This window comes from Rosistilla carotiformis (assembly GCF_007753095.1).
GTDB classification, from domain to species: domain Bacteria; phylum Planctomycetota; class Planctomycetia; order Pirellulales; family Pirellulaceae; genus Rosistilla; species Rosistilla carotiformis.
On sequence record NZ_CP036348.1, the window covers coordinates 2,733,134 to 2,755,909 of the forward strand.

Genomic DNA, 22,776 nt, shown 5'->3' on the forward strand with positions numbered 1-22,776 from the left:
CCCTCTCGTGGCTGCTTTCTTGATGTCCGGAATGCGTGGGATGTCACTTGAATTGGATCGCTCTGCTACCTAAGCTATGTGTCCCGGGTATGATTTGTGATCGTTTCTGTAGAGAATGCAAGCCGTCCTCGTTTTACTGGGTTGGTGTCCAGGGTAACGATGGCACGTTTCCGCGACGTTATACTAAGTCATTGGGACGGGAATTGCGGATGCGACCGATCGTTGAGCAGCTGCCGAGAACAGGACCTTTTTGCTTGCTGGCACGATAACATTTGCTTGCTCCCCTTCGTTGAAGTCTTCTTTTCATGAGTGCTAGCTGCGACCTGCCCCCCGAAGATCCATCGCTTGATCTTCCCAGTCGGGCCGAATCTTTCTACCAAGAACTTCTTGAAAGCGGCACCTTCGCGATGGCGGACAGCATCGCCCCCAGCGATCCACGCTTGGCGGCGGTCGTTCGATTGTTCGAACGGACCGTCAACGCGTCGTCGACGCAAACGATGGATTCGTCCGAAGAAGAGATTGAATTGGATCCGCCCGAGCGAATTGGGCGGTTCACCATCTTGGGAATCATCGGCGCCGGAGGATTCGGAACCGTTTACAAAGCGGAAGACGATTTTTTACGGCGGATTGTTGCGATGAAATCGATCCGTCGGCGTGTCGAGAAAACGGCCGTCAGCGAAGACGATCGTTTGCTGGAGGCCCGGGCCGCGGCGCGTTTGAGCCATCCGTGCCTGGTTCCGTTATATGAAGTCTTTCAAGATGAACAATCGGTCTACTTGGTCTCCGAATTTTGTCAGGGACCGACGCTGGAAAGATGGTTGAAGGAGCATCCCGGGCCCGTGCCCCACGAACAGGTTTGCGACCTTCTGGTCCGTTTGGTCGATGCGATCGTGCATGTCCATGAACGTGGTTTGGTCCATCGCGACATCAAACCCGGTAACATCTTGCTGGACGCCACCACGTCGTCCACAGGTTCCACTACCTGGACACCTCGCTTGACCGACTTTGGCTTGGTCCGCGACTTGTTGGACAACGCCGACTTGGAATCGCCCGTCCGGCTGATCGGTACCTTGCTGTACATGTCCCCTGAACAAGTGCTCGACAACGAACAATCGCACGGGGAAGCCTGCGACATCTTTTCGATCGGCGTGGTGATGTATCGCTTGCTGACCGGAAAATTGCCACACCGCGGGCAGGATGGCTTGCAACTAGTCAAATCCATTTGTGCCCGTCGACCTCAACCGCCACGTAAACTCGTCAGCACGATCCCACGCGATCTCGATGCGATCTGCATGCAATGCCTTGCCAAGGATCCCAAACTTCGATACGCGTCGGCGACCGCACTGAAAGACGATTTGATCCGTTGGCAACAAGGGCGAATGGTCAAAGCCCGACCGCAATCGTTTTCGGAACGAACGTGGCGTGCCGTCAAACGCTCTCCCTTCGAAGCCAGCTTGCTGGCCGTGATTGCGGCATTGATCGCCGCCAGCCTGTTCGCTCTGGCCCACAGCAACCGCAGGTTGGCTGCCGAACGCAGCTCGCTGCAGGTGGCGTTGACCGATGTTCAATTGAGCGAACGTCGAGCGATCGCCGCCGAACGCGATGCCAGTGCGCATCAGACCGAGGCCGAAGCGAACCGCACCGCCGCCGTGAAAACAGCGTATCTATCCGATCTTCGGCAAGCCTATTCGGCGTGGGCAAAAAATGATCGCGCCAAAGCATTAAATATCGCAGCGCGAATCGAAGAGTACGCAAAGGATGTGGTCCCGATCGGGTTCGACCTGAAACTGTTGAGATCGAGAGCACTTCACGGATGGCATCGGTGTGCAGCGCATCGGTCAACGATCAGCGAGATCGTGCTGCTTCCCAACCAAGAGGCCGCAGCGGTTGCGGATATCGATGGGACGATTCGTATCCTGGAGTTGTCATCTGGAGAGGTTCTGCGCGAGATCGCCCCGGTCCCGGGGACCCGAGTGTTTGCGCTGGCAATTTCGCCCGACGAAAACACGCTCGCCGTGGGGCGGCAGGTCGCTACCGACCCGAATTGGTTAGATAACCTGAACGAGGTTCACTTTATATCGCTGGGCGAAGATGAACCGCCACAAGCAATCGTCGACCTTCCCACGACGGTCGAATCGCTTGCGTTTTCCCACGATGGAAAATGGCTTGCGGTAGGTTGCCGGTATGAACCGATCCCGATCTATGAGCTCGCCACCGGCTCGGTCATCGAAACGGTTGAGTCTCAGCGTCGCAACGAACTCATCGCATTTTTTCCCGATTCGACACGGCTGCTGACGCTTCAAGATCATCAAACACCAATCTTGGCAAGCCTGCATGCTCAGAAGCCTGATGTCGTTGTGCAGACAGATTATCAGATCGAATCGATGGCAATCTCCTACGACAGACGCTGGTTGGTCTTGGCGTTTGGTCACGAGACCTTTTTGCGGCGATTTGATCTCGAGTCGGAGGATCTGAGTGCGGTTGATTTACGACAATCGTATGGCATTGCCGAGGCTGTCGCGATTTCGCCCGATGGGCAACGAATCGTTGCCGGGATGCGGAATGGCGGAATCGTCGGCTGGGATCTGTCCGATCCAAGCAAAGCGGGGCCGGCTGCCGATGAGGAGTCGGAGCTTCCATTCTGGGAACACTCCTCTTTGCAAATCCTTCACAACGGAGAGGTCTCCCAAGTTGCAATCGATAATCACGGATGCATCATCAGCGGTGGTGAGGACGGATCGGTAGCGATCAGTTCCCTCGATCCCGTGCCCGATTCACCGCAAATCGTGAAAGGTAAAACGCTGCATGCCGTGCTTGCGGTGGATGGGCGTCAGGCATTCATCGCGAATGAATCCATTGGAAGAATACAACGTATCGATACCACCTCGTTCAAGGTGATCGAGGCCGTTGCGGATATCCCTAATTGCCGCGTTCTTTCCATGGAAATTTCTCCCGATGGCGAGTGGTTGGCGTTCGGTGATCACCATGGCAACACCTATCTGGTCGCACGCGATTCATCCAACTTGAATATGAAGCATCCGTCGCCTCCTCACGAGGGCAACACGCCCCAGGTCGTCAGCGTGGGCTTCAACGCCAGCGGTGATCAGCTCTTTGCACTCACGCGTGGGGGAAATTGGCTGATCCGATTTGATATGGTCTCAACCACTGGACTGGATGGCAGCGCGTACGGGGTTAAGGTGGATCAGCAAGAGTTCCCGGTGGCCAACCGGTTCGCCACGCTGCTTGGTGACAATAGAATTCTATTGTTTGGGGAGTTTGTCAGTAGCTTCAACTGCGCCTCGCGGGAGACGAAGGTTTTCGATCGCGTGAACACCGGTGCCGCAGGTGGGATTTGCAATGATCTTCCTAGAAAGCTGGTGTACATCGCATCGCAAGATAGTCGGATTCGCAGCTACGATTGGGATGGCCGTTTGATCGCTGCCAGCGATCGTTGGGATTCGCAACAACCGAGTGTTTCAGGGTTAGAACCCCGTTGCATCGCGCTGACCCCCGATCGAAAGAGTCTGTTGACCGGAGGGAGCGATGGATCGATAGCGATCTGGAATGTCGAGGACTTGCAGTTTGTTGGGACCGTTCGGGTTGCGGATGAGCAGGGGGGCATTTCAGATATCGGAGTTTCGGACGACGGCAGGGTTTGGAGCTATCATCAGTCCGATACCCCCGGATGCCCCCAACGCGGCTTACAGATCATGCGAATCGATGGCTGATTTGCGGGACCGGGGGCGACGAAATTTTTGGGGAAAACGGTGCGCAATCCGGTCGATCGATGGCGTTCTCAATCGATTATTGGTTGAATCGATCATTCATCGGCAGACCACGGACGCAGAGTCATTCGTCCCCCCATTCCCCTTGTGATTTATAGAGAGCGCATTTTATGTTTGCCAAACCACATCAAGAACATCATTGGCTCGATCAACTGGTCGGCAATTGGACTTTCGAGCATCAATGCGAAATGCCCGACGGGACCAAGTCGGCGACCGAGGGGAAGATGGTCTGTCGGTCGTTGGAAGGCATGTGGTTGATTAGCGAAAGCAGCGGAGTGTCCGAGGACGGTCAGCCATGGTCGTCGATCATGACGCTTGGTTTCGATGTGAAACAAAGCCGGTATATCGGTAGCTTTATTGGGTCGATGATGTCCAACCTGTGGCTCTACCAAGGCGACCTCGACGATTCGGGGAAACGTTTGCCCTTGCAAAGCATCGGCCCAAAATTCGACGGTACCGGAACGTGCAAGTATCGCGATACGATCGAGATCCTCGATGCCGACAACTGGCTCTTTACGAGCGAATTGCAGAGCGAAGCCGGGGAATGGGTAAAGTTCTTAGAAGCGCCTCACCGCCGCATCTGACGACGCCGATGGCGCGGACATCAGGCTGTCGGTTTTCCTCGCCGGGACACCTCGATTCGCTTGCGATTGCTTTCGTCACCGCCATCGCTGTATCGCCGATCAAGACGGGGACGTGTTGTCTGTTGATGCGAAGGTCTTCAAATCGTTCGTGATCGACGAAGGACAATGCGGACGCATGGATTGTCCCGTCGGTGTTGACACGCTGAGATCCGGCAGGCTTCGCGGACCGTTTGAGCCAACGAGGTTTGACGTCGGCGACTTTCGGAGCGATGAAAAAGTTTTGGCTTGTTGTCGATTACCGGTAAGGCCACTCGACTAATGTTGGAAACTGGCTACATCCCCAAAGGGTAAAACACGCGAGGAGTTGATCGATGAAGGTTATGGTTATTGTCAAAGCGACAAAAAGTTCGGAAGCGGGGATCCTGCCTAGTCAGGAATTACTGACGGAGATGGGGAAGTTCAATGAGCAATTGGTAAGCGCCGGAGTGATGAGAGCGGGGGAGGGATTGCGGCCGAGTTCGGATGCGGTGCGGGTTCACTTCAGCGGCAAAGATCGAACAGTGACCGATGGTCCGTTTGCCGAGACCAAAGAATTGATTGCGGGCTATTGGTTGTGGGAGGTGGCTTCGATGCAGGAAGCTATCGATTGGGTTAAACGCTGTCCCAATCCGATGATCGAAGAATCGGACGTCGACATTCGCCCGCTATACGAAATGGATGACTTCGCCGAGCATGATCCCGACGGAACGGTTCGGGCTCAAGAAGATTCACTGAAACGGACAATGGCGTTGCAGGAGGCGGTGGTTCAGCCCTATCTGTTTTTTGGCGGTCGCTGCGAAGAAGCGTTGGCCTTTTACGAGACCGCGCTTGGCGCCAAGATCGAGATGAAGTTGCGGTTCAACGAGAGCCCCGATCCCGTTCCCGACGGGATGCTGCAGGCCGGTTTTGAGAACAAGATCATGCATGCGTCGTTCCGCGTGGGGAAGATGAACTTGATGGCGTCCGATGGATGCGGGGGCGTCGTGAAGTTTGATGGTCTGCGGTTGTCGCTTTCGGTGCCGACCGAAGAGGCTTGCGATCTCGCATTCAATGCGCTCGCTGAATCGGGAACTGTCGATATGCCGCTGACAAAAACCTTTTGGTCGCCGCGTTACGGAATGGTGACCGACAAATTTGGACTCGGTTGGATGGTGATGGTTCCCGGTGAATGCAGCTAGAACCGCCATCGGCACGGCGTCCTCGTGAACGAAAATTTGTGGGTAGGGATGTGTCAAAAAAAACGGAGCCATCGCCAAGGTTATGGCGATGGCTCCGTTGAGCTTTTCGGCGATTCCACATCCCGTCGTGCAACGCGGGTGACGCAGGAATCTTATTTACCGGCCGCATCAAAGCGGTAGATGCATTCGCCGCGTGCGCTTTGGGTTAGGTAATAGACCTCTCCCGCTGCATCTTCGCCAAAGGCCAACACGGGAACATCGCCGCCGAAGATCTGCAAGTTCTTCCGTACGCGACCCGCCTCGTGATCGTAATCCAACGCCCACACGCATCCGGTTACATAGTCGGCATACAGGTATTTACCACTAAGTTCTGGCAAACGGTCGCTGCGATAGACGCGTCCCCCGGTGATCGAACGTCCGATGCGATGGTCGTATTCCCAGACCGGGCCGATCGGTGGATTGGGAGATTCAACGGCGGTGTTACCAAACGGATAAGATCCTTCCCGCATGCTCCAGCCATAGTTGCCTCCCTTGGTGATCAGATCGACCTCTTCCCACAATTCTTGGCCGACATCGCCGCACCACAGATCGCCGGTCTTGGAGTCGAAAGCGATCCGCCACGGGTTCCGTAGGCCATACGCATAGATCTCACCTTGGGCACCTTTGTGATGGACAAACGGATTGTCCGTGGGAATCCCATACTTGCGATCGCCATCGGTTTTGTCGACGTCGATCCGCAAGATCTTGCCCAGCAATTTGGCCAGATCTTGTCCCGCGGCATAAGGATCGTTGCGGTCACCCCCGTCTCCCAATCCAATGTAGAGGAAGCCGTCAGGACCGAATTCCATGCTACCGCCATTGTGGTTTTGGAATGGTTGATCGATCTCCATGATCACCGTTTCCGAATCGGGATCGGCTCGGTTGGGATTGTCTTCCGAAACCGTGATCCGCGAGATCACCGACTTCTTTTCGGTGGGATGGGTGTAATAGATGTAGACGTGGCCGTTGTTCTTGAAGTCGGGGTGGGGGGCGAGTCCCAGCAGTCCTTCTTCGTTAGCGCCGCGGCTCTTCCAATCCTTCACCTTGCCGCGACGATCGAAGAACAACGTGGCTTCTTTGACGTCTGCGCGATTCTCGAAAATCCAAACCCCGCCCTGTTGAGAAATCGCAAACAACCGGCCGCTGCCGTCACCCGCGTCGGCCAGTTCGACGATCCGCAACGGACGCAGGTTGCCCGCTTCGTCGACTGCATTCCAGTCCTCCCACTTCAATTCGGGGAAAGCCAGAGTCGACTTCAATTCCAAGGTTCCGTCGATCGGTTGGGGGACAGAACCATTTTCGCCCAGTTCGCGAATTTTGACGTTTCGGTAGGAAACCAGATCGTTGTGATCTTGCAGGCAAATGTGGCCGGTTCCTGCCGTTCCGAATGTGTCGTACGCCGCAAACTTGCTGGCAGCAACCTGTTTTTTCCAGTCTTCGCTGCCAAGTTTGAATGTGTAGTAACGGACGCCATTCATGACGACTTCACAATTGTCGGCGGCGATCCGCACATACAATTGGTTCCACTGTCCCGCGGGGCGTGTGGCATCGATGTTTTCATCTTGGTTGGCAGCCCAGCGTGGCGGTTGCGGCTTGTACAGTTGATACAACCAGCCTGCCTTCTGCGGATCGTGTCCGTCGACATTGTCCTGAACTTGGATCTCGGGACCACTTTTCCATGGCCGATCGTTCTCTTCGGTCACATGGAACATCAGGCCACTGTTTCCGGCGGGGCTGATGTTGTATTCCAACGAAAGCTCAAAGGCTTTGTATTTCTTATCGGTGATGATGTCGCCCGCACCTTTGTCCTCGCGGACCATCGCGCCGTCGATGATCTTCCAGCCATCGGAGACACCTTCTTTTTTGTAGTTCCGCCAACCATCAAACGTCTTGCCGTCGAACAGCAGTTTCCAGCCGCTGCGACTTTCTGAATCCGTCAATTGGTTTAACGGCACCTCCGCAGACAGACGTCCAGACAACAGGCAAAGCACTGTCAGCGGAGCGATTAAAAAACGAGCGGTCACAATCATGGGCTTTTTCATGGTAAAGGAGGGAATCGTGAAGGGCCTGGAGTCGGAATTCATACGCACGCCAACCGCGCGCCGCGCTCCAGCATTCCCCAAGATTATGGAGGATCGCGTCGATCGAAGCTACCGCCGCTTCGCCAACGCCACGCTCATCTGGGGAATGATCCCGCGATACGTATGGGATCCCGTCGGCTTGCCCAAACGATTCTTCTTGGATTTGTCGCAGCACCGCGCAGCAAGGGCTATATTGGCGGCCACTGCCGCTTCCCCTGTTTGGGGACCATGGCGGATTCAGCGATTGCATTTGCGATCGCTACCCCAGTCACAACCCCCTCCAGGACAATAGGTTCCCCGATGCTCTACCGCTACCGAATGTTTGTGTTTACCGCCGCGCTGGTGTTTGCCTGCGTGGCAACGACGTTGCACGCTGAAGTCAAGCTCGCATCGATCTTCAGTGATTCGATGGTCTTGCAACAACAGATGCCCATTCCGGTCTGGGGCTGGGCAGAACCTGGCGAACAAATTCGCGTCACGTTCGGCGAACAAACTCAGCAGGCGACGGCCGACGACAACGGTCGTTGGAAGGTTCAATTGGAACCGTTGCAAGCGAATGCTGAAGGCCAAAAATTGGTCGTCGCCGGCAGCAACACCCTGGAGGTCAAAGACGTCCTGATCGGTGAAGTTTGGATCTGTTCGGGCCAATCCAACATGGAATGGGCCGTTAAGGGGGCGACGAACGGAGCTCAGGAGACCGCTGCCGCGGACCATCCGGAAATCCGGTTGTTTAATGTTCCCGGACACACCACGTCGCCGGTTGCCAAAGAAACGTGTCCTGGCGTTTGGCAAGTTTGCAAACCGAACACGGTAGGCGGCTTTTCAGCGGTGGGGTATTTCTTCGGCCGACGTTTGCAAAACGATCTGAAGGTTCCCATTGGCTTGGTCGGCACCAACTGGGGCGGCACACGGATTGAACCTTGGATCTCCCCAGCGGGGTTTCATCACGTTCCTGAATTGAAAGCGATCGCCGACCAAGTCGATGCGTATACCGCGGAGACGAAGGTGGGGGGGAGTTCGCCGTCGGCAATCTACAACGCGATGGTCCATCCGTTGGCACCTTTTGCGATGCGAGGCGCGATCTGGTACCAGGGGGAATCCAATGGCGGCGAAGGGGAATCGTATTATCACAAAACCCAAGCATTGGTTTCCAGTTGGCGCGAACTGTTTAATCCCAACCTCGGGTTCTACTGGGTCCAGTTGGCCAACTTCAAGCAGCCGACGGAGGATCCGGCGGGAGGCGACGGTTGGGCGAAGCTGCGTGAAGCGCAGACCAAGGCACTCGATATCGACCACACCGGAATGGCGGTGATCATCGACATCGGGGAAGCTGGCGATATTCACCCGCGAAATAAGCAGGACGTCGGAGATCGGCTGGCTCAGTGGGCGCTCCATCAAACCTACGAAAAGCAGCAGATCGTGCCTGCGGGGCCGTTGTTCAAGAGCCAAGAAATCGAAGGGGCTTCGATCCGCTTGAGCTTCGATTACGTCGGCGGTGGTTTGATCGTCGGTAAAAAGGAAGGGCTGCAACCGACTGAAGAGGTCAAGCAGGGCAAGCTGGAGCGTTTTGCCATTGCTGGCGCCGATAAGCAATGGCATTGGGCCGATGCTACGATCGACGGCGATAGCGTGGTCGTCAAATCGGCGGCGGTCGCGGAACCCGTCGCGGTCCGGTACGCCTATTCGATGAACCCAGAGGGAGCAAACCTTTATAACAAAGAAGGCTTGCCAGCCTCGCCGTTCCGCACCGACGCCTGGTAGGAATCGCGGCGATTCGCTCGGTCGGAGAATCCTTGCGACCGGACTCGATGGCGGCCCTTTGGCCTAGCCAACCGCCTGAGCCCGGTTACGGGGGTGGTTGTCGACAGTATATACTCTCGACAACGCGCGTCTGCGCGTTTCCGCGACTTGCTAACCAATGCAAGGGGTGGGAAACGCGAGCACATGGCCACGTTGACGTTCTTGTCAACGCATGGGACGCAGGTCACACAAACGGGAGAGCGAGCATCGCCAAAAATCAAAACACCTTCGCCAAGCGTCAACGTGAAATGGACAAAAAGATGAAGGCGGATGCCAAACGGGCTCGCCGCATCGCTGCCAAGGATGCCCCACCGGTTGTCTACGACACCGATCCAGAAGATGACGAAACGTCGGTGTCGGATGATGACGATGCCTCCCACGACGAACCGATCGAAGCCGTCCAAGACTGATTCCTGGACGATCGTACCCTTTTCGCCGCATGCCAAACCCCACGTTAGATTTCAACGACCGGCAATCGAATGCGGAAGTCCCAAGCGGTGGCTTCGGTCGTTTGGTGGATCACGCTTGGATCGTTGCGGCGGTGATCGTGTTGATCACAGGGATAGCGACCATCGGCTACGTCGATCCGACAATGTTGGTTTCACCCGCAGCGGAGAAAGCGGTCGATCATTCGACCACCTCCGAAGCGGCCAGTCGCAAGCAACGTGCGACGCCCGAAGTTCGGATTGCGCAACTGGCGGGATTCGATTTGGTTTTGCTGGTCCATTCCCAAGACCTCTTCACCCCTGCCTCCGCTGCGGCGCTGCGGCATGTGGTTGATCGGCTTGAAGCCTTGCCTCAGGTCGATAGCGTGCACTGGATGGATCGTGCGCCACCTCTGAACATTTTCGGTCTTCGCGAACCCGTTTTTCCAAATTCGACAGCTTCGGCTTCCCGATTTGACGCCGCCAAGACCAAGGCCTTAGGCAATCCGATGATTGGCGGCTTCTTGTTGTCGGGAGATGCCCGTTCGACGTTGATTAACGTGAACATCGATTGGTTGTTTGTTCGCAACGATGAGGACTGCACGACGGCGATCCGCGAGGCGGCGCAGCAAGCCGCCAGTGAGATCCAAGGCAGCGACCTGACGTTCCAAATGACCGGCCGCGTGCCGTTGGAACTTTCGCTGAGGAAACGAAATCGGTCCGACGAACGCACGTATCAAATCATTGCCAACGTGTTCACAATGATCATGGCGATCATCTTGTTTCGCGGAGTGATCGCGGTTTTGATCGTGGCCCTTGCACCGGGACTGGGAGTCTATTGGACGCTCGGGTTGCTGAATTATTTTGATTTGCAAGACAATCCGTTCAATCATGTCGTCCTGCCAATCTTGATAAGTCTTGTTGGCTTTACCGACGGTGTTCACATGATGGTTCAGATCCGCGCCAACCGCGCCGCGGGAATGCCGCCACGGGCAGCGACACGGCGGGCACTTTCGGAAGTTGGACTGGCGTGTGGGTTGACCTCGCTGACCACAGCGATCGGGTTTGGCTCGCTGAGCCTCGCGCATCACCGTATCGTTCAGGAATTTGGATGGTGTTGCGTGTTGGGGGTGGTCGTCACTTTTATCGCCGTTGTCACCGTGATCCCTTTGTTGTGTATGACGCCCCTGGGACTGCGCGTGCAATCGGGGCATAGCCGTGGTTGGGTCGACCGCAACTTTGGCCGCGCCCAATGGATCATCGACGCTGTGATCCGTAACCATCGCCGGTTTGCGATCGGCGGCATGTTGGGACTGGCGGTGATGGTCGGAATTAGCAGTCTGTTGAGGCCGGACGAACGGCGGAACAGTGCGCTACCAAGCACGGGCGAAGAGCTGGAAGCGCTGCAGGCGATGGACCACGATTTTGGTGGGCTAGAAACGGCGAAAGTGGAGATCGAATGGACCGATGCGGTGCCGTCGGACTCTCCCGAAGTGTTGCAAGTGATGCAGCAGGTCGATGCGGCGTTGCAGGCCGAACCGCTGATCGGTTTCCCGATTTCGATCGCCACCTTGGTGGCCGCGATGCCGGGCGAAGGGGATGCGGCCGATCGAGTCAGCCTGATCGAACTGCTGCCGCCGCCGCTGAAGCGCGCCTTCTTCACGCCTGAACATGGGACGGCGATGGCGATGTTCCGCGTCCAGGATTTGGGGATTGCCAAATACGGCCCGGTCTTTGAACGCGTCGACGAGAAACTGCAAGCGATCGCCGCGCAGCACCCTTACTTCACGCTTAAGTTGGCTGGGGATGCGGTTTGGCGGTGGCATAATCTCTATCAAATCGTGGTCGATTTAGCGCTCAGTTTGGGAACGGCGATCGTGATCATTTTCATCGTCCTTTCGATCGTCTATCGATCGTTGCGGATCGGATTGATTTCGATTGTTCCCAACGTCTTTCCGTTGGCCGCAACCGGAACGCTATTGGTCTTTGCCGGGCAATCGCTGGAGATCGTCAGTGTCTGTGCCTTCACTGTCTGTCTGGGGATCGCCGTCGACGACACGATCCATTTCCTGACCCGGTACAATGAAGAACGCAAGAAGACCGACGACAAAGCCGAAGCGATTCGTCGCTCGTTTGTTGCCGTAGGGACGGCATTGATCATTACGACGATCGTCTTGGTCGCCGGGTTCGTCACCGCGCTGTCGAGCGACACACGTGATCACCAAATCTTTGCCACGATGGGTATTCTGACGATCACGTCCGCATTGTTTGCCGACCTGATCTTCCTGCCCGCCTTGCTGACGATGTTCCCCGGACGCAAGCGGTAGCGGTAAACATCCCGCAGGCACGCAAGTCCCCGTGCGGTGGGATTCGAAGTTGATTAAGTTGCGGATTCTTCTGCCGCGGTGCCGCTGCCGAGACGGTACAATCGACTGGCGTCGGCGCCGTTACCACTTTGAAACACTATTGGATCTCGATGAATAATGAGCGTTCTGCAAGTTCGCTGTCCTGGCTGTCAGGCTGCGTTGCGAGTTCCAGCGACAGCTGCCGGATCGAAAGTCCGCTGCAGCCAATGCAAAAAGGTGCTTGCGATCCCGGCCCGCCCGCGTGCGGCGGAGGCCGCCCCGATCGCCAGCCCAGCGTCTGCGCCAGCCAGCGCTCCGCCGCCGCGCCAGCCTGTGACCGCGGCGAGCGATGAGCCGTTTGGCAGCTTCGATACAGCGGATGCTGACGATCCGTTTTCAGCATCGACGCCCTACACCGCCGCTTCCAGCGGGTTTTCCGCTGCATCCTCGTTTCAGCCGCAGCGGAAGCAACATGACGAATCCGCGACACCCGCGGCGTCTGCTGGTAGGCCCAATTGGCTGATCGCGGTAATCGTTGCGGGTGCGTTCATGATGGTCGCGTTGGTCGGAATGACCGGCATCGGCTATCTTGCCTACACGCGGTCGGTCGACGCAGCGGTCGCTGAAAATCAGGCTGCCAAGGCTGCGGCCAATGCGGAGTTGTCGGCCGCTGCGATCGCCGAGCAGCAGACGCTGGCGGAGGCCGATCCGTTGCCTCCCAGTTGGGAAGCGCAGGGAGCACGCGGCGTGACGGTGCGGATGCCATCGACGGCAACCGTTCGTGAAGTGGCGTCGCCAATTCAAGGCCAGCTGGTGTTGCGTGTCGATGGAACCGATCCCGACAGTGGAGCAAAGTTCTGGCTAACCGAAATGCCCGTCGCCGCGGGAACCGAAATCCGTCGCGACATGTGGCTCCGCAATCTCTATCGATATTCGGGCGCCACGGCAGAGGAACGCGTCGATGTCCGCCGCAGCGGAGTCGCGGGGAAACGGATCTTGCTGGCACGTGATGGTGAACAAATGGATCCACTGCTGGAAGTCTTTGTGCTTCCCGATCGAATGGTGGTGGCGTCGGTTCAGCCAGCAAATGCCAAGCGAGCTGAAGCGTTCTTCGCCTCGCTGACACTTTCGGCTGGAACCGTCGACAGCACCTCGGCAGCCGCTGACACCGATCTGGCGAAGGCGTCGCCCCGCTCCCCGCCTGTGACGGCTGCCGCAACACAACCGCTGACCGGTGACGAAGCCCGACGCTATAAGATTTATTTGGAGTACCGCCGATATGCGGGAGCCAATACGACGCGTGCGCCGCTGCCGGGAGTCCATGCGCGTGATGCCGTTGATCGCTTGCTGGGACAAGTCAACGAGAGTCAAACGCAGGCGTTCATGGTCCTGCACGGGCTAACGGACAAACAGCTGGGAGAGATCATCACCGAAGGGAACGACAAGAGCTGGGCCACACGGTAAAGCGGTTTGCACAGGCTGAAGCAAAGTATTCAAGCGGCACCACGTCGGTTATAATCGCCGCGGTCGACTCGTCGGCCAGTTCCTTGCCATTGTGGTGGAAAGGCGGGCTCACATTCTTGGTAGAGTTGCCGCGTCTCGTTTTATTGTCACCGACCGTTTCTGGATGTTCTCACAAGCATGGCTTCGTTGTTCGTAATTCGTGGGCGAGACCAAGGCAAGCACTACGCGCTGGACAACGCGCGGTACACGATTGGCCGCGATATCAGCAACGACATCCAGCTGATCGATTCGGAGGTCTCCCGACAGCACGCGCAGGTTTTCACCGAAGGGGAGTTCTTCGAGGTGATGGATCTGGGCAGCAGCAACGGGACGTCGGTCAATGGCAGTCCGATCAACCGCTGCATTCTAAAAAGTGGCGATCGACTGCAAGTGGGTGGGACGATGATGATCTTCACCGGAAACGGTGAACCGACGACGATGGAGGGCCAACACGGCGTCGACATCATCCAACAATCGCGTCAGATGGAAGGATCGCAGATCGTTTCCTCGCTCTCACGCGTCGTCGACAACGACGCCGAGATGGAGTCGTCGCAGGTGAAGATCGATGCGCGCGTGGAGGTGATGTACCACACGGCGCTCGCCGTCGGTCGGACGTTAGAGATTCCACAGCTGTTGGATCGGATCTTGCGTCTGGTGTTCGATTGGGTCGCCGCCGATCGCGGCTGCATCATGCTCTCGGATCCCGAAACCAAAGAACTTCGCCCCGCCGCACGCTGCGATCGCAGCGAGGGGCCGATCAAAGACCGGATTGCGATCAGCCGCACGATCCTCGATTACGTGATCGAAAAAAACGAAGGGGTGCGAACACGCGACGCCAAAGATGATGGGCGTTGGGACAGCGGGCAATCGATCGTCCGAATGGGCATCCGCGAAGCGATCTGCGTTCCGTTGCAAGGACGTTACGACGTCGTTGGCGCAATGTACGTCGATACCTTCACGCCCCCGGGGCGGTTTGTCGACGCCGACGAACAGGGACGGTTTGTCGATGAGCATCTGAAACTGATGACCGCCATCGGGCATCAGGCGGCGCTAGCGATCGAAGACACCTTCTATTATTCGTCGCTGTTGCAGAGCGAACGTTTGGCGGCGATGGGGCAGACGATCGCGACGCTGTCGCATCACATCAAGAACATCTTGCAGGGGATTCGAGGCGGCAGCTACCTGATCGAGACAGGTTTGGATCGCAACGATAACGAAGCGGTCCGCAAGGGCTGGGCGATGGTCGACAAGAACCAAGACAAGATCTCCAACCTCGTGCTCGACATGCTCACGTTCAGCAAGGAACGGGAGCCGGAACTGGTCGAAGGGGATCTGAACGCCACCGTCGCCGACGTCGTCGAACTGATGCAGGTTCGCGCCGACGAAGCCGATTGCCACCTGGAAGTCCAGCTGGACCAATCGCTTCCGACAGCCTGCTTCGACGCCGACGCGATGCATCGCGCGGTGTTGAACATCGTGACCAATGCGATCGATGCCGTCGACGGTTCCGACAGCGAAGAACGGGAACGCCAGCCAAGCGTTCGAATTTCAACCAGCTACGTCGCCGGCGATGGCTTTTACATCGATATCGCCGACAACGGACCGGGGATCGACCCCGCCGACATCGAAAAAATCTTCTCCCTGTTTGAATCGAAAAAAGGGGCTCGCGGGACCGGGCTCGGTTTGCCGGTCAGCCAAAAGATCATGCAGGAACATGGCGGCGAAATCTTGCTGGAAAGCCAGCGGGGCAGCGGCACCAAGTTCCGCTTGCACCTGCCCGCAGTCGATTCGGCTCCCGAAACGATGATCTAGTTCGGAACCGCCAGTGCGGGGCAACTTTCCGTCGATCTGGAGCGGTCGTCGATCGGCGAAACGGCTATAATAGCGGCCTGCGTATTTCTTCCTTCCTCTCTCCATCGAGACACGTCATGCCTGTCCAGATGCAACTGGCTCGGATCATCATCAGCGAGATCAGCGACAACCAAGTGATCTACCTTCAAGAGGTCGACGGGGATCGTCAGTTTCCGATTTTGATCGGCATCTTCGAAGCGACGAATATCGACCGACGGGTGAAGGAAGACTACAAACCACCTCGCCCGTTGACCCATGATTTGGTCGTCAATGTTGCCGAAGCGCTGGGGGCCGAGGTCGACAGCGTCGTGATCAGCGGACTTCGAGAGCATACCTATTTCGCCCATCTGCGGTTGAAGAAAGATGGAGAGATCATCGAGATCGATTCGCGTCCCTCCGACGCGATCGCCGTCGCGGTGACCTTCAGCCCGCCGCTGCCGATCTACGTGGCCGAAGAAGTTCTCGACGACGCGATCAAATCGTAGTTCGCGTCTTTGTAAGCTCCCCCCGCCTCCGGCATTCATAACCGCTTAACGCGTCGCGTCGCGGCGTGGTTCGGATGGGATCGTTGCAAGCTGCAAACCGCTCGATCCCTTGCCTACCAAGACTCACCCTACCTTTACTCCTGGAGACCTCAGCTGATGCACAGTGTTTTCCGACTTCTGACCCTTGCTTTGATAATTGGATTGCCATCGATGGGAACCGCCGAGACGTTGGATGTTTGGTTCGGTACGACGACCCCGAAAGACGGTCTGAGCAAAGGCATCTACCACGCCTCGTTTAACACCGAGACGGGGAAGCTGACGACGCCGGAGCTGGCCTTTGGAATCGGAAGCCCCGGTTTCTTGGCGCTCCATCCCAACGGCAAGGTGCTCTATTGCACCGGCACGATCGACGGCGAGCCGCTGTTGACGGCGTTGTCGATCGAATCGGGTGCCGATGGCGAGAAGTTGAAGTTGATCAACGCGGCTGCGATTGGCGACGGCGGCGCGGCCCATCTGTCGGTCGATCAAACCGGCAAGGCACTCTTTTCAGCCCAATACGGCGGCGGATCGACAGCGATGTTTGAACTGGCCGAAGATGGCGAGATCTTGCAACGCAGCGATCTGAAAAAGCACTCCGGCGGTTCGGGCGTTGTTGGCAATCGCCAAGACAAACCACACGCCCACTGGGTTGGCACATCGCCCGACAACCGATTTGTGATGGTTCCCGATTTGGGACTCGACAAGGTGGTGATCTACGAACTCGACTTGGACGAACTGAAACTGAACGACCACGGTTTTGGCAGCGTTCCTGCCGGCGGCGGTCCACGCCACATGAAGTTCCATCCCGATGGCAAGCGTGTCTACGTCCTGAATGAGTTGGCACTGTCGGTCACGGTCTTCGATTACGATCCCGAAGCGGGAACGATGACGGCGATTCAAACGATTCCAACGGTCACCGAAGAATCGAAAACGAAAGAGAATCACAGCAGCGGATCGGAGATTCGCGTGCACCCATCGGGCAAGTTTGTTTACTCCGCCAATCGCGGGCACGACACGATCACTGCCTATTCGGTCGACCCGGAGGATGGAAAGTTGACGTTGATCGAAGAGGAAGCGATTCGCGGCAGCTGGCCCCGCAACTTTAATGTCGATCCAACCGGCAAGTGGTTGATCGCCGCCGGCCGCGACAGCAACACCGCGGCGGTCTTTTCGATCGATCAGGAGACAGGCGAACTGACCTTCACGCAGCACAGCGCGATGGTTCCAACTCCAATCTGCGTGCTGTTCAGCAAGCCGTAACACCTCGCCGGCCTACCGTTGCCAGCGACAGGGAGAATGAAGACGTGTTCCGTATCAAGATTTGTGGCGTCCGCGCGGCCGAAGACGTTCGCGCGGCAGAAGCCGCCGGCGCCGATTGCATCGGACTGAACTTCTATCCTCCCAGCGTTCGCTATCTGCAGCCCGAAGCCGCTGCGCAACTGGTTGGTGTCGCGCCGACGCTGCAAAGCGCCGGCGTGTTCGTCAATGAACCAGTCGATCGGGTCCGAGAGATCGCCGCGGCGGTGAAGCTCGACTGGGTGCAACTGCACGGCGACGAGACGCTTCAAACCGGCAGCGATCTGATCGCCGCTGGCCTTTCGGTGATCCGAGCGGTTCGATTGCCGACGACGGAGCTGACGGCCGCGACGATCGACGCGATCGTCTTGCCGTGGGCGGATATCGGAGCCCGGATCCTGTTGGATGCCGATGGCGGTCCACAATTTGGTGGCTCCGGCCAACGGCTCGACTGGGACGGCATCGGACGCTGGGCTGCTCAGACGTCTCTTAACGACTGGATCCTGGCCGGCGGACTGAATCCCGATAACGTCGGTGATGCGATTCGTCGCAGTGGTGCCGCAGCAGTCGATGTCGCCAGCGGAACCGAGAGTGCTCCGGGCCAGAAAGACCCGGCAAAGATCGCGGCGTTTGTCGACAACGCAAAAGCAGCTTGGGCTTAAGGAACAAACGAAAACAGGCGGATGTTGCCATCCGCCCGTCGATCGTTTTTACATTAGCTGTTCTAGCAACGCAGCGCGGCACTTTGGCCGCGTCGCTTGTTCGAACAAAGGCTCTATTTGCCGTGGCGTTTCATCGCTTCGACAACTGCCGCACCCATGTCGGCTGGCGAAGCAGCGACAACGATTCCGGCGTCTTCTAAAGCGGCAACCTTCTCGGTCGCGGTTCCCTTGCCACCGGTGATGATCGCACCGGCGTGCCCCATCCGTTTTCCGGGAGGTGCGGTGCGACCGGCGATGAAGGCGGCAACTGGCTTGGTGACGTTCTCTTTAACAAACGCCGCGGCTTCTTCTTCCGCCGAGCCACCGATTTCGCCCATCATCAAGATCGCTTCGGTCTGCGGATCTTCCTGGAAGCGAGCCAGCAGGTCGATGAACGACGTGCCGACGATCGGATCGCCACCGAGACCGACGCAGGTGCTTTGGCCGAGACCCAAGTTGGTCGTTTGCCAAACCGCTTCGTAGGTCAACGTACCGCTGCGGCTCATGATGCCGATGTTGCCTGGTTGGTGAATGTAACCGGGCATGATGCCGATCTTGCACTGGCCAGGAGTGATCAGACCGGGGCAGTTGGGGCCGATCAGGACCGAACCGCTCGCCTTGGCCGCCTTGAAGACGCGGACCATGTCGAGCACTGGAATGCCTTCGGTGATCGCCGCGATGACTTCGATTCCCGCGTCGATCGCTTCGAGGATCGCGTCGGCCGCAAACGGCGGCGGAACGAAGATCATCGTTGCGTTGGCACCCGTTTTTTCAACAGCTTCACCAACCGTGTCGAAAACGGGGACGCCGTCGACGTCTTGGCCCGATTTGCCCGGCGTTACACCGCCGACCATCTGGGTGCCGTATTCTTTGCAACCTTTGGTGTGGAAGGTTCCCGCGCCGCCAGTGATGCCTTGGCAAATGACGCGCGTGTTTTTGTCAATCAAAATGGACATTGTTATTCCGAATCCCGTAAATCGTGTAGGTCAACGATTTGTTGTGAGTTGTAAACGATTCAAATCAAAACAGTCGTCAACTTTAGACGCCTGCCGCCTCGACAACCTTCTTTGCAGCATCGGTCAGGCCGACGGCATTGATGATTTCGACATCGCTTTCTTCGAGCATCCGTCGACCTTCTTCGACTTCGGTCCCTTCCAATCGAACGACCAAAGGCACGTTGAATCCGACCTCTTTGCTGGCCGCGATCAACGCATCGGCAATCGTCGTGCAACGGGCGATGCCGCCGAAGATGTTGACCAGTACCGCTTTGACGTGGGGATCGGCCAACAGAATTCGGAACGCTTCGGTCACTTGGGCTTTGTTCGCTCCGCCACCAACGTCCAAGAAGTTTGCGGGTTCGCCACCGTGATGCTTGATGATGTCCATCGTCGACATCGCCAGTCCGGCTCCGTTGACCAAGCAAGCGATGTTGCCATCGAGCTTGACAAAGCTCAGCCCCGACGCGGCAGCGCGCAATTCGCTCGGTTCCTCTTCGGCATCGTCGCGTAGTTCGGCGATGTCTTTGTGGCGGAACATCGCGTTGTCGTCGAAGGTCACCTTCGCGTCCAATGCGATCATCTCGTCGTCGCCGGTGATTACCAACGGGTTGACTTCCAGCAGGGCACAATCGAGATCGACGTAAAGCTGGCAGATCTTTTTCATGAACAGGTCGGCCGAACGGGCGGCTTTCCCGCTGATGCCCATCGCCTTGCACAGCTTGCGGACCTGGTAGCTCTCCAATCCAACGTGCGGATCAAAGTGTTCCTTCAAGATCTTTTCGGGGGTCTCTTCGGCGACCTTTTCGATCTCCATACCACCTTCGGTACTGACCATCAAAACGGGCAGCGAGGCGGCGCGGTCCAGGACGATGCCGAGGTACAATTCGCGAGCGATGTTGCAGCCCGATTCGACGAAGACTTGGTTGACGCGTTGGCCTTCGGGACCGGTTTGGATCGTGACCAGGTGGTTGCCCAACAGGTTCTCGGCAACGCGTGCTGCGTCGTCGGCCGATTTGACCAATTCAACACCGTGTTGTTCCGGCTTTTCGGTAACCGTACCCTTGCCGCGACCGCCGGCATGGATCTGAGCTTTGACAACCGCAATCGCGCCGCCCAGCTTGTTGTATGCGTCTTTGGCTTCGTCCGCATTGCGGGCGACCATGCCTTGCAGCACGGGGACGCCAGCGGCTCGAAACAGTTCTTTCGCTTGATATTCGTGGATTTTCATTAGATGGAGGCCTTACAGGAAACAGGACGACCGCACGCTGGGACGGATTATAGGACCCGATGCTTTCCCCTTAAAGGCGTCCGGGCGGGGCGGGTTCTGATTTCTTCAGGTTCGCGCCCGGCAATCCGCTCTGCGGTCACCCTGAGGGCGACTCAAGGGAGGCAATTCGAATGACACAGGTTGTCAGTGTCGCACAGACTCGCAACATTGGACTGAAATCGTCGCTGCGGCGACTGCCCTGCATGCCCTATGGAAACTAAAATAAAAGATGATCCCCGCGAGCTACTTCCACCAAGGTCTTCCCTACGACGACTTTCTGGCCCAACACGGATCGGATCTCGATCGGCGCAAGTGGGCGGCTGTCTACGATGTGTGTGAACTGTCCAACGCGCAAACCGCGTTGATCGGCGGGTTTGTTCGCGAGATGCGAGTCCTCTGTTTCGCGGGAGCTTGGTGTGGCGATTGCGTGCAACAGTGCCCGATCCTGCGACGGATCGAACAGGCCAGCGAGAAGATCACCGTTCGCTATATCGATCGCGATGCCAGCGAAGAGCTGAAGGGAATCATGTCGATCTGCGGTGCCGCTCGCGTCCCGCAAGTTGCATTCTTCAGCGAAGAGGACTTTTTTGTCGGTCACTACGGCGACCGCACGCTGGCACGATATCGTCAGATGGCGGACCAATTGGCCGGCGCGGCTTGTGGATCGGGGATCGTCACCGCGGACGATCCGGTTCAGGCGGCGGTGATCCAAGAATGGATAAATGAATTTGAACGGACCCAGCTGATGTTGCGAACCTCGGCTCGGCTTCGCGAGAAGCATGGAGATTGAACCCGATGCAAACGATTACCCCCGACGAACTGCGGGAAGAATTTCAAGAGATCAACGACTACGACGAACGGCTCGAATACATCATCGAGTTCGCTGATGGGCTGCCGCAAATGGCGGCGGAACATCGCGTCGAACCGAATCGCGTGCAGGGTTGTGTCAGCAACGTTTGGTTGGTTGCCAGCCAACGCCCCGGCGAATCGGCGGACGATTCGCCGATCGTCGACTTCGAAGCCGATAGCGACGCGGTGATCACGCGCGGGCTGATCGCGATCATCGTCGCGTTGTTGAGTGGCAAGTCGGCGAAGGAGATCCTGGCGATCGACATCGATGGGCTGTTCACCGAATTGGATCTGCAGGGGCATCTGACCCGATCGCGCAGCAATGGGCTGCGGTCGATGGTTCGCCGCGTTCGCGAACTGGCGGAAGCCGCGTTGTAGTTGACCTCGCTGGCAAGGAAGGCTCTCACGATGGGTAACGGATCGCCGATCGAACACGCAAAGATTGTGATCGCTCACCGCGGCGCATCGGGCTATCTGCCCGAGCACACATTGCCGGCCAAGGCGTTCGCTTACGCTGTCGGTTCCGACTTTCTGGAACAGGACGTCGTCCTCAGCAAAGACGACGTGCCGCTGGTTTTGCACGACGTCCACCTAGATACCGTAACCGACGTCCGTCAGCGATTTCCCGACCGAGCCCGCGACGATGGGCGTTTTTATGCGATCGATCTGACGCTCGACGAATTGAAGTCGTTGTCGGTTTGCGAACGCTTCGATCCGTCGACCGGCCAAGCCATCTTTCCCAACCGGTTCCCGAAGGGGCTGTCGCAGTTTCGGATCGCAACGCTGGCCGAAGAGTTGGAGCTGATCCAGGGGCTCAACGACAGCACCGGTCGCGACGTTGGGATCTATACGGAGATCAAACGGCCGGCTTGGCATCGCCAGCAGGGGAAAGACATCAGCCGGATCACGTTGGCGGTGCTGAACCAATACGGCTACAGCGATCGATCGGACAACGTCTACGTCCAGTGTTTTGATGCGGCGGAAAACCGTCGGATGCGCGACGAACTCGACTGCCAAATGCGGTTGGTGCAGTTGCTGGAAGACGACGACTGGGGGCGAACCACCGCGGACTACGACCTCGCCGCGGCGGAGACCGACCTGCAGACGATCGCTCAATACGCCGATGCGATCGGTCCTTCGATGAACGTTGTCGTCGTTCCCCATGCCAGTCGCCAAGGGTATCGGTGCACGCCGTTGGTCGAATTGGCTCATCGCTGTGGTTTGAAGGTCCATCCGTGGACATTGCGAGCCGATGCGCTGCCCGAATATGTCGACAGCTTCGAGCGGTTGATCGAGATCGCGTTGTTCGAAGCCGATGCCGACGGGGTCTTCAGCGATTTTCCCGACGTGACCGTCGCGACGCGAGATCGTTTATTCCAAGCCACGTAGCCCGGGGCGGCCCAGGATCGCTGGCATATTGATGGAAATCGGGTCGTCGGCTATCATTCGCTCGCGTATAGCAAGCGTTTTAATATGTTTGAGTGCCTGCTGGGGGGCCTCGGGCTGCTTCA

17 protein-coding genes are annotated in these 22,776 nt (G+C 57.5%); 14 read left to right on the plus strand and 3 right to left on the minus strand.

Features of this window, described 5'->3' with window-relative positions:
• The first annotated feature begins 305 nt into the window (after positions 1-305).
• From Poly24_RS10080 to Poly24_RS10090, 3 genes are all read left to right on the plus strand, one after another.
• Positions 306-3,728, plus strand: a complete 3,423-nt coding sequence (locus Poly24_RS10080; protein ID WP_145094159.1) for a WD40 repeat domain-containing serine/threonine protein kinase — start codon at positions 306-308, stop codon at positions 3,726-3,728.
• A 167-nt stretch (positions 3,729-3,895) separates the two neighbouring features.
• Entirely contained in the window at positions 3,896-4,369 is a 474-nt protein-coding gene (locus tag Poly24_RS10085; protein ID WP_145094162.1) for a DUF1579 domain-containing protein, read from the plus strand.
• Positions 4,370-4,740: 371 nt separating this feature from the next.
• Positions 4,741-5,586 (plus strand): YciI family protein, encoded by an 846-nt coding sequence (locus Poly24_RS10090; RefSeq protein ID WP_145094165.1) that lies wholly within the window; start codon positions 4,741-4,743, stop codon positions 5,584-5,586.
• Positions 5,587-5,738: 152 nt separating this feature from the next.
• On the opposite strand, the gene Poly24_RS10095 is transcribed toward Poly24_RS10090, so the two are convergent.
• Complete coding sequence (locus Poly24_RS10095) at positions 5,739-7,667, minus strand: family 16 glycoside hydrolase (protein ID WP_145094168.1); 1,929 nt, start codon at positions 7,665-7,667, stop codon at positions 5,739-5,741.
• 339 nt (positions 7,668-8,006) lie between these two features.
• On the opposite strand from Poly24_RS10095, the gene Poly24_RS10100 reads away from it, so the two are divergent.
• The 8 genes from Poly24_RS10100 to Poly24_RS10130 all read left to right on the plus strand — a co-directional run bounded on the left by Poly24_RS10100 (position 8,007) and on the right by Poly24_RS10130 (position 18,112).
• Positions 8,007-9,467 (plus strand): sialate O-acetylesterase, encoded by a 1,461-nt coding sequence (locus Poly24_RS10100; protein ID WP_197452466.1) that lies wholly within the window; start codon positions 8,007-8,009, stop codon positions 9,465-9,467.
• 287 nt (positions 9,468-9,754) lie between these two features.
• Positions 9,755-9,916: a hypothetical protein gene (locus Poly24_RS26990; protein ID WP_197452467.1), complete on the plus strand. Its 162-nt coding sequence runs from the start codon at positions 9,755-9,757 to the stop codon at positions 9,914-9,916.
• A 29-nt stretch (positions 9,917-9,945) separates the two neighbouring features.
• Entirely contained in the window at positions 9,946-12,258 is a 2,313-nt protein-coding gene (locus Poly24_RS10105; protein ID WP_145094174.1) for an efflux RND transporter permease subunit, read from the plus strand.
• A 156-nt stretch (positions 12,259-12,414) separates the two neighbouring features.
• Entirely contained in the window at positions 12,415-13,740 is a 1,326-nt protein-coding gene (locus Poly24_RS10110; RefSeq protein WP_145094177.1) for an MJ0042-type zinc finger domain-containing protein, read from the plus strand.
• Between the two features lie 177 nt (positions 13,741-13,917).
• Positions 13,918-15,591, plus strand: a complete 1,674-nt coding sequence (locus tag Poly24_RS10115) for an ATP-binding protein (protein ID WP_145094180.1) — start codon at positions 13,918-13,920, stop codon at positions 15,589-15,591.
• 116 nt (positions 15,592-15,707) lie between these two features.
• The gene (locus Poly24_RS10120; protein WP_145094183.1) at positions 15,708-16,115 is read left to right on the plus strand and encodes a bifunctional nuclease family protein; all 408 of its coding nucleotides are present in this window, start codon (positions 15,708-15,710) and stop codon (positions 16,113-16,115) included.
• 210 nt (positions 16,116-16,325) lie between these two features.
• Complete coding sequence (locus tag Poly24_RS10125; protein ID WP_145094186.1) at positions 16,326-17,414, plus strand: lactonase family protein; 1,089 nt, start codon at positions 16,326-16,328, stop codon at positions 17,412-17,414.
• 44 nt (positions 17,415-17,458) lie between these two features.
• Positions 17,459-18,112: a phosphoribosylanthranilate isomerase gene (locus tag Poly24_RS10130; RefSeq protein WP_197452468.1), complete on the plus strand. Its 654-nt coding sequence runs from the start codon at positions 17,459-17,461 to the stop codon at positions 18,110-18,112.
• 113 nt (positions 18,113-18,225) lie between these two features.
• Here Poly24_RS10130 and sucD read toward each other — a convergent pair whose 3' ends face one another.
• Together sucD and sucC are read right to left on the minus strand one after the other, a co-directional pair.
• Complete coding sequence (sucD, locus tag Poly24_RS10135) at positions 18,226-19,107, minus strand: succinate--CoA ligase subunit alpha (RefSeq protein ID WP_145094192.1); 882 nt, start codon at positions 19,105-19,107, stop codon at positions 18,226-18,228.
• Between the two features lie 82 nt (positions 19,108-19,189).
• Complete coding sequence (gene sucC, locus Poly24_RS10140; RefSeq protein ID WP_145094195.1) at positions 19,190-20,377, minus strand: ADP-forming succinate--CoA ligase subunit beta; 1,188 nt, start codon at positions 20,375-20,377, stop codon at positions 19,190-19,192.
• A 268-nt stretch (positions 20,378-20,645) separates the two neighbouring features.
• Between sucC and Poly24_RS10145 the strand changes: the two genes are divergently transcribed.
• From Poly24_RS10145 to glpQ, 3 genes are read left to right on the plus strand one after another with little or no spacing between them, the layout of a single operon-like run.
• The gene (locus Poly24_RS10145; protein ID WP_145094197.1) at positions 20,646-21,206 is read left to right on the plus strand and encodes a thioredoxin family protein; all 561 of its coding nucleotides are present in this window, start codon (positions 20,646-20,648) and stop codon (positions 21,204-21,206) included.
• A gap of 5 nt (positions 21,207-21,211) precedes the next feature.
• Positions 21,212-21,643, plus strand: a complete 432-nt coding sequence (locus Poly24_RS10150; RefSeq protein ID WP_145094200.1) for a SufE family protein — start codon at positions 21,212-21,214, stop codon at positions 21,641-21,643.
• A 30-nt stretch (positions 21,644-21,673) separates the two neighbouring features.
• Positions 21,674-22,654, plus strand: coding sequence for a glycerophosphodiester phosphodiesterase (gene glpQ / locus Poly24_RS10155; RefSeq protein WP_145094204.1), 981 nt, complete (start codon positions 21,674-21,676; stop codon positions 22,652-22,654).
• Positions 22,655-22,776: the final 122 nt, after the last annotated feature.

Coding starts and splice junctions, on each gene's coding strand:
- Poly24_RS10150 (WP_145094200.1), top strand. CDS start 21,212: ATGCAAACGATTACCCCCGACGAACTGCGGGAAGAATTTCAAGAGATC.
- Poly24_RS10105 (WP_145094174.1), top strand. CDS start 9,946: ATGCCAAACCCCACGTTAGATTTCAACGACCGGCAATCGAATGCGGAA.
- sucD (WP_145094192.1), bottom strand. CDS start 19,107: ATGTCCATTTTGATTGACAAAAACACGCGCGTCATTTGCCAAGGCATC.
- Poly24_RS26990 (WP_197452467.1), top strand. CDS start 9,755: ATGGACAAAAAGATGAAGGCGGATGCCAAACGGGCTCGCCGCATCGCT.
- Poly24_RS10125 (WP_145094186.1), top strand. CDS start 16,326: ATGGGAACCGCCGAGACGTTGGATGTTTGGTTCGGTACGACGACCCCG.
- Poly24_RS10145 (WP_145094197.1), top strand. CDS start 20,646: ATGATCCCCGCGAGCTACTTCCACCAAGGTCTTCCCTACGACGACTTT.
- Poly24_RS10085 (WP_145094162.1), top strand. CDS start 3,896: ATGTTTGCCAAACCACATCAAGAACATCATTGGCTCGATCAACTGGTC.
- Poly24_RS10110 (WP_145094177.1), top strand. CDS start 12,415: ATGAGCGTTCTGCAAGTTCGCTGTCCTGGCTGTCAGGCTGCGTTGCGA.
- Poly24_RS10100 (WP_197452466.1), top strand. CDS start 8,007: ATGCTCTACCGCTACCGAATGTTTGTGTTTACCGCCGCGCTGGTGTTT.
- Poly24_RS10120 (WP_145094183.1), top strand. CDS start 15,708: ATGCCTGTCCAGATGCAACTGGCTCGGATCATCATCAGCGAGATCAGC.
- Poly24_RS10080 (WP_145094159.1), top strand. CDS start 306: ATGAGTGCTAGCTGCGACCTGCCCCCCGAAGATCCATCGCTTGATCTT.
- Poly24_RS10095 (WP_145094168.1), bottom strand. CDS start 7,667: ATGAAAAAGCCCATGATTGTGACCGCTCGTTTTTTAATCGCTCCGCTG.
- glpQ (WP_145094204.1), top strand. CDS start 21,674: ATGGGTAACGGATCGCCGATCGAACACGCAAAGATTGTGATCGCTCAC.
- Poly24_RS10115 (WP_145094180.1), top strand. CDS start 13,918: ATGGCTTCGTTGTTCGTAATTCGTGGGCGAGACCAAGGCAAGCACTAC.
- Poly24_RS10090 (WP_145094165.1), top strand. CDS start 4,741: ATGAAGGTTATGGTTATTGTCAAAGCGACAAAAAGTTCGGAAGCGGGG.
- sucC (WP_145094195.1), bottom strand. CDS start 20,377: ATGAAAATCCACGAATATCAAGCGAAAGAACTGTTTCGAGCCGCTGGC.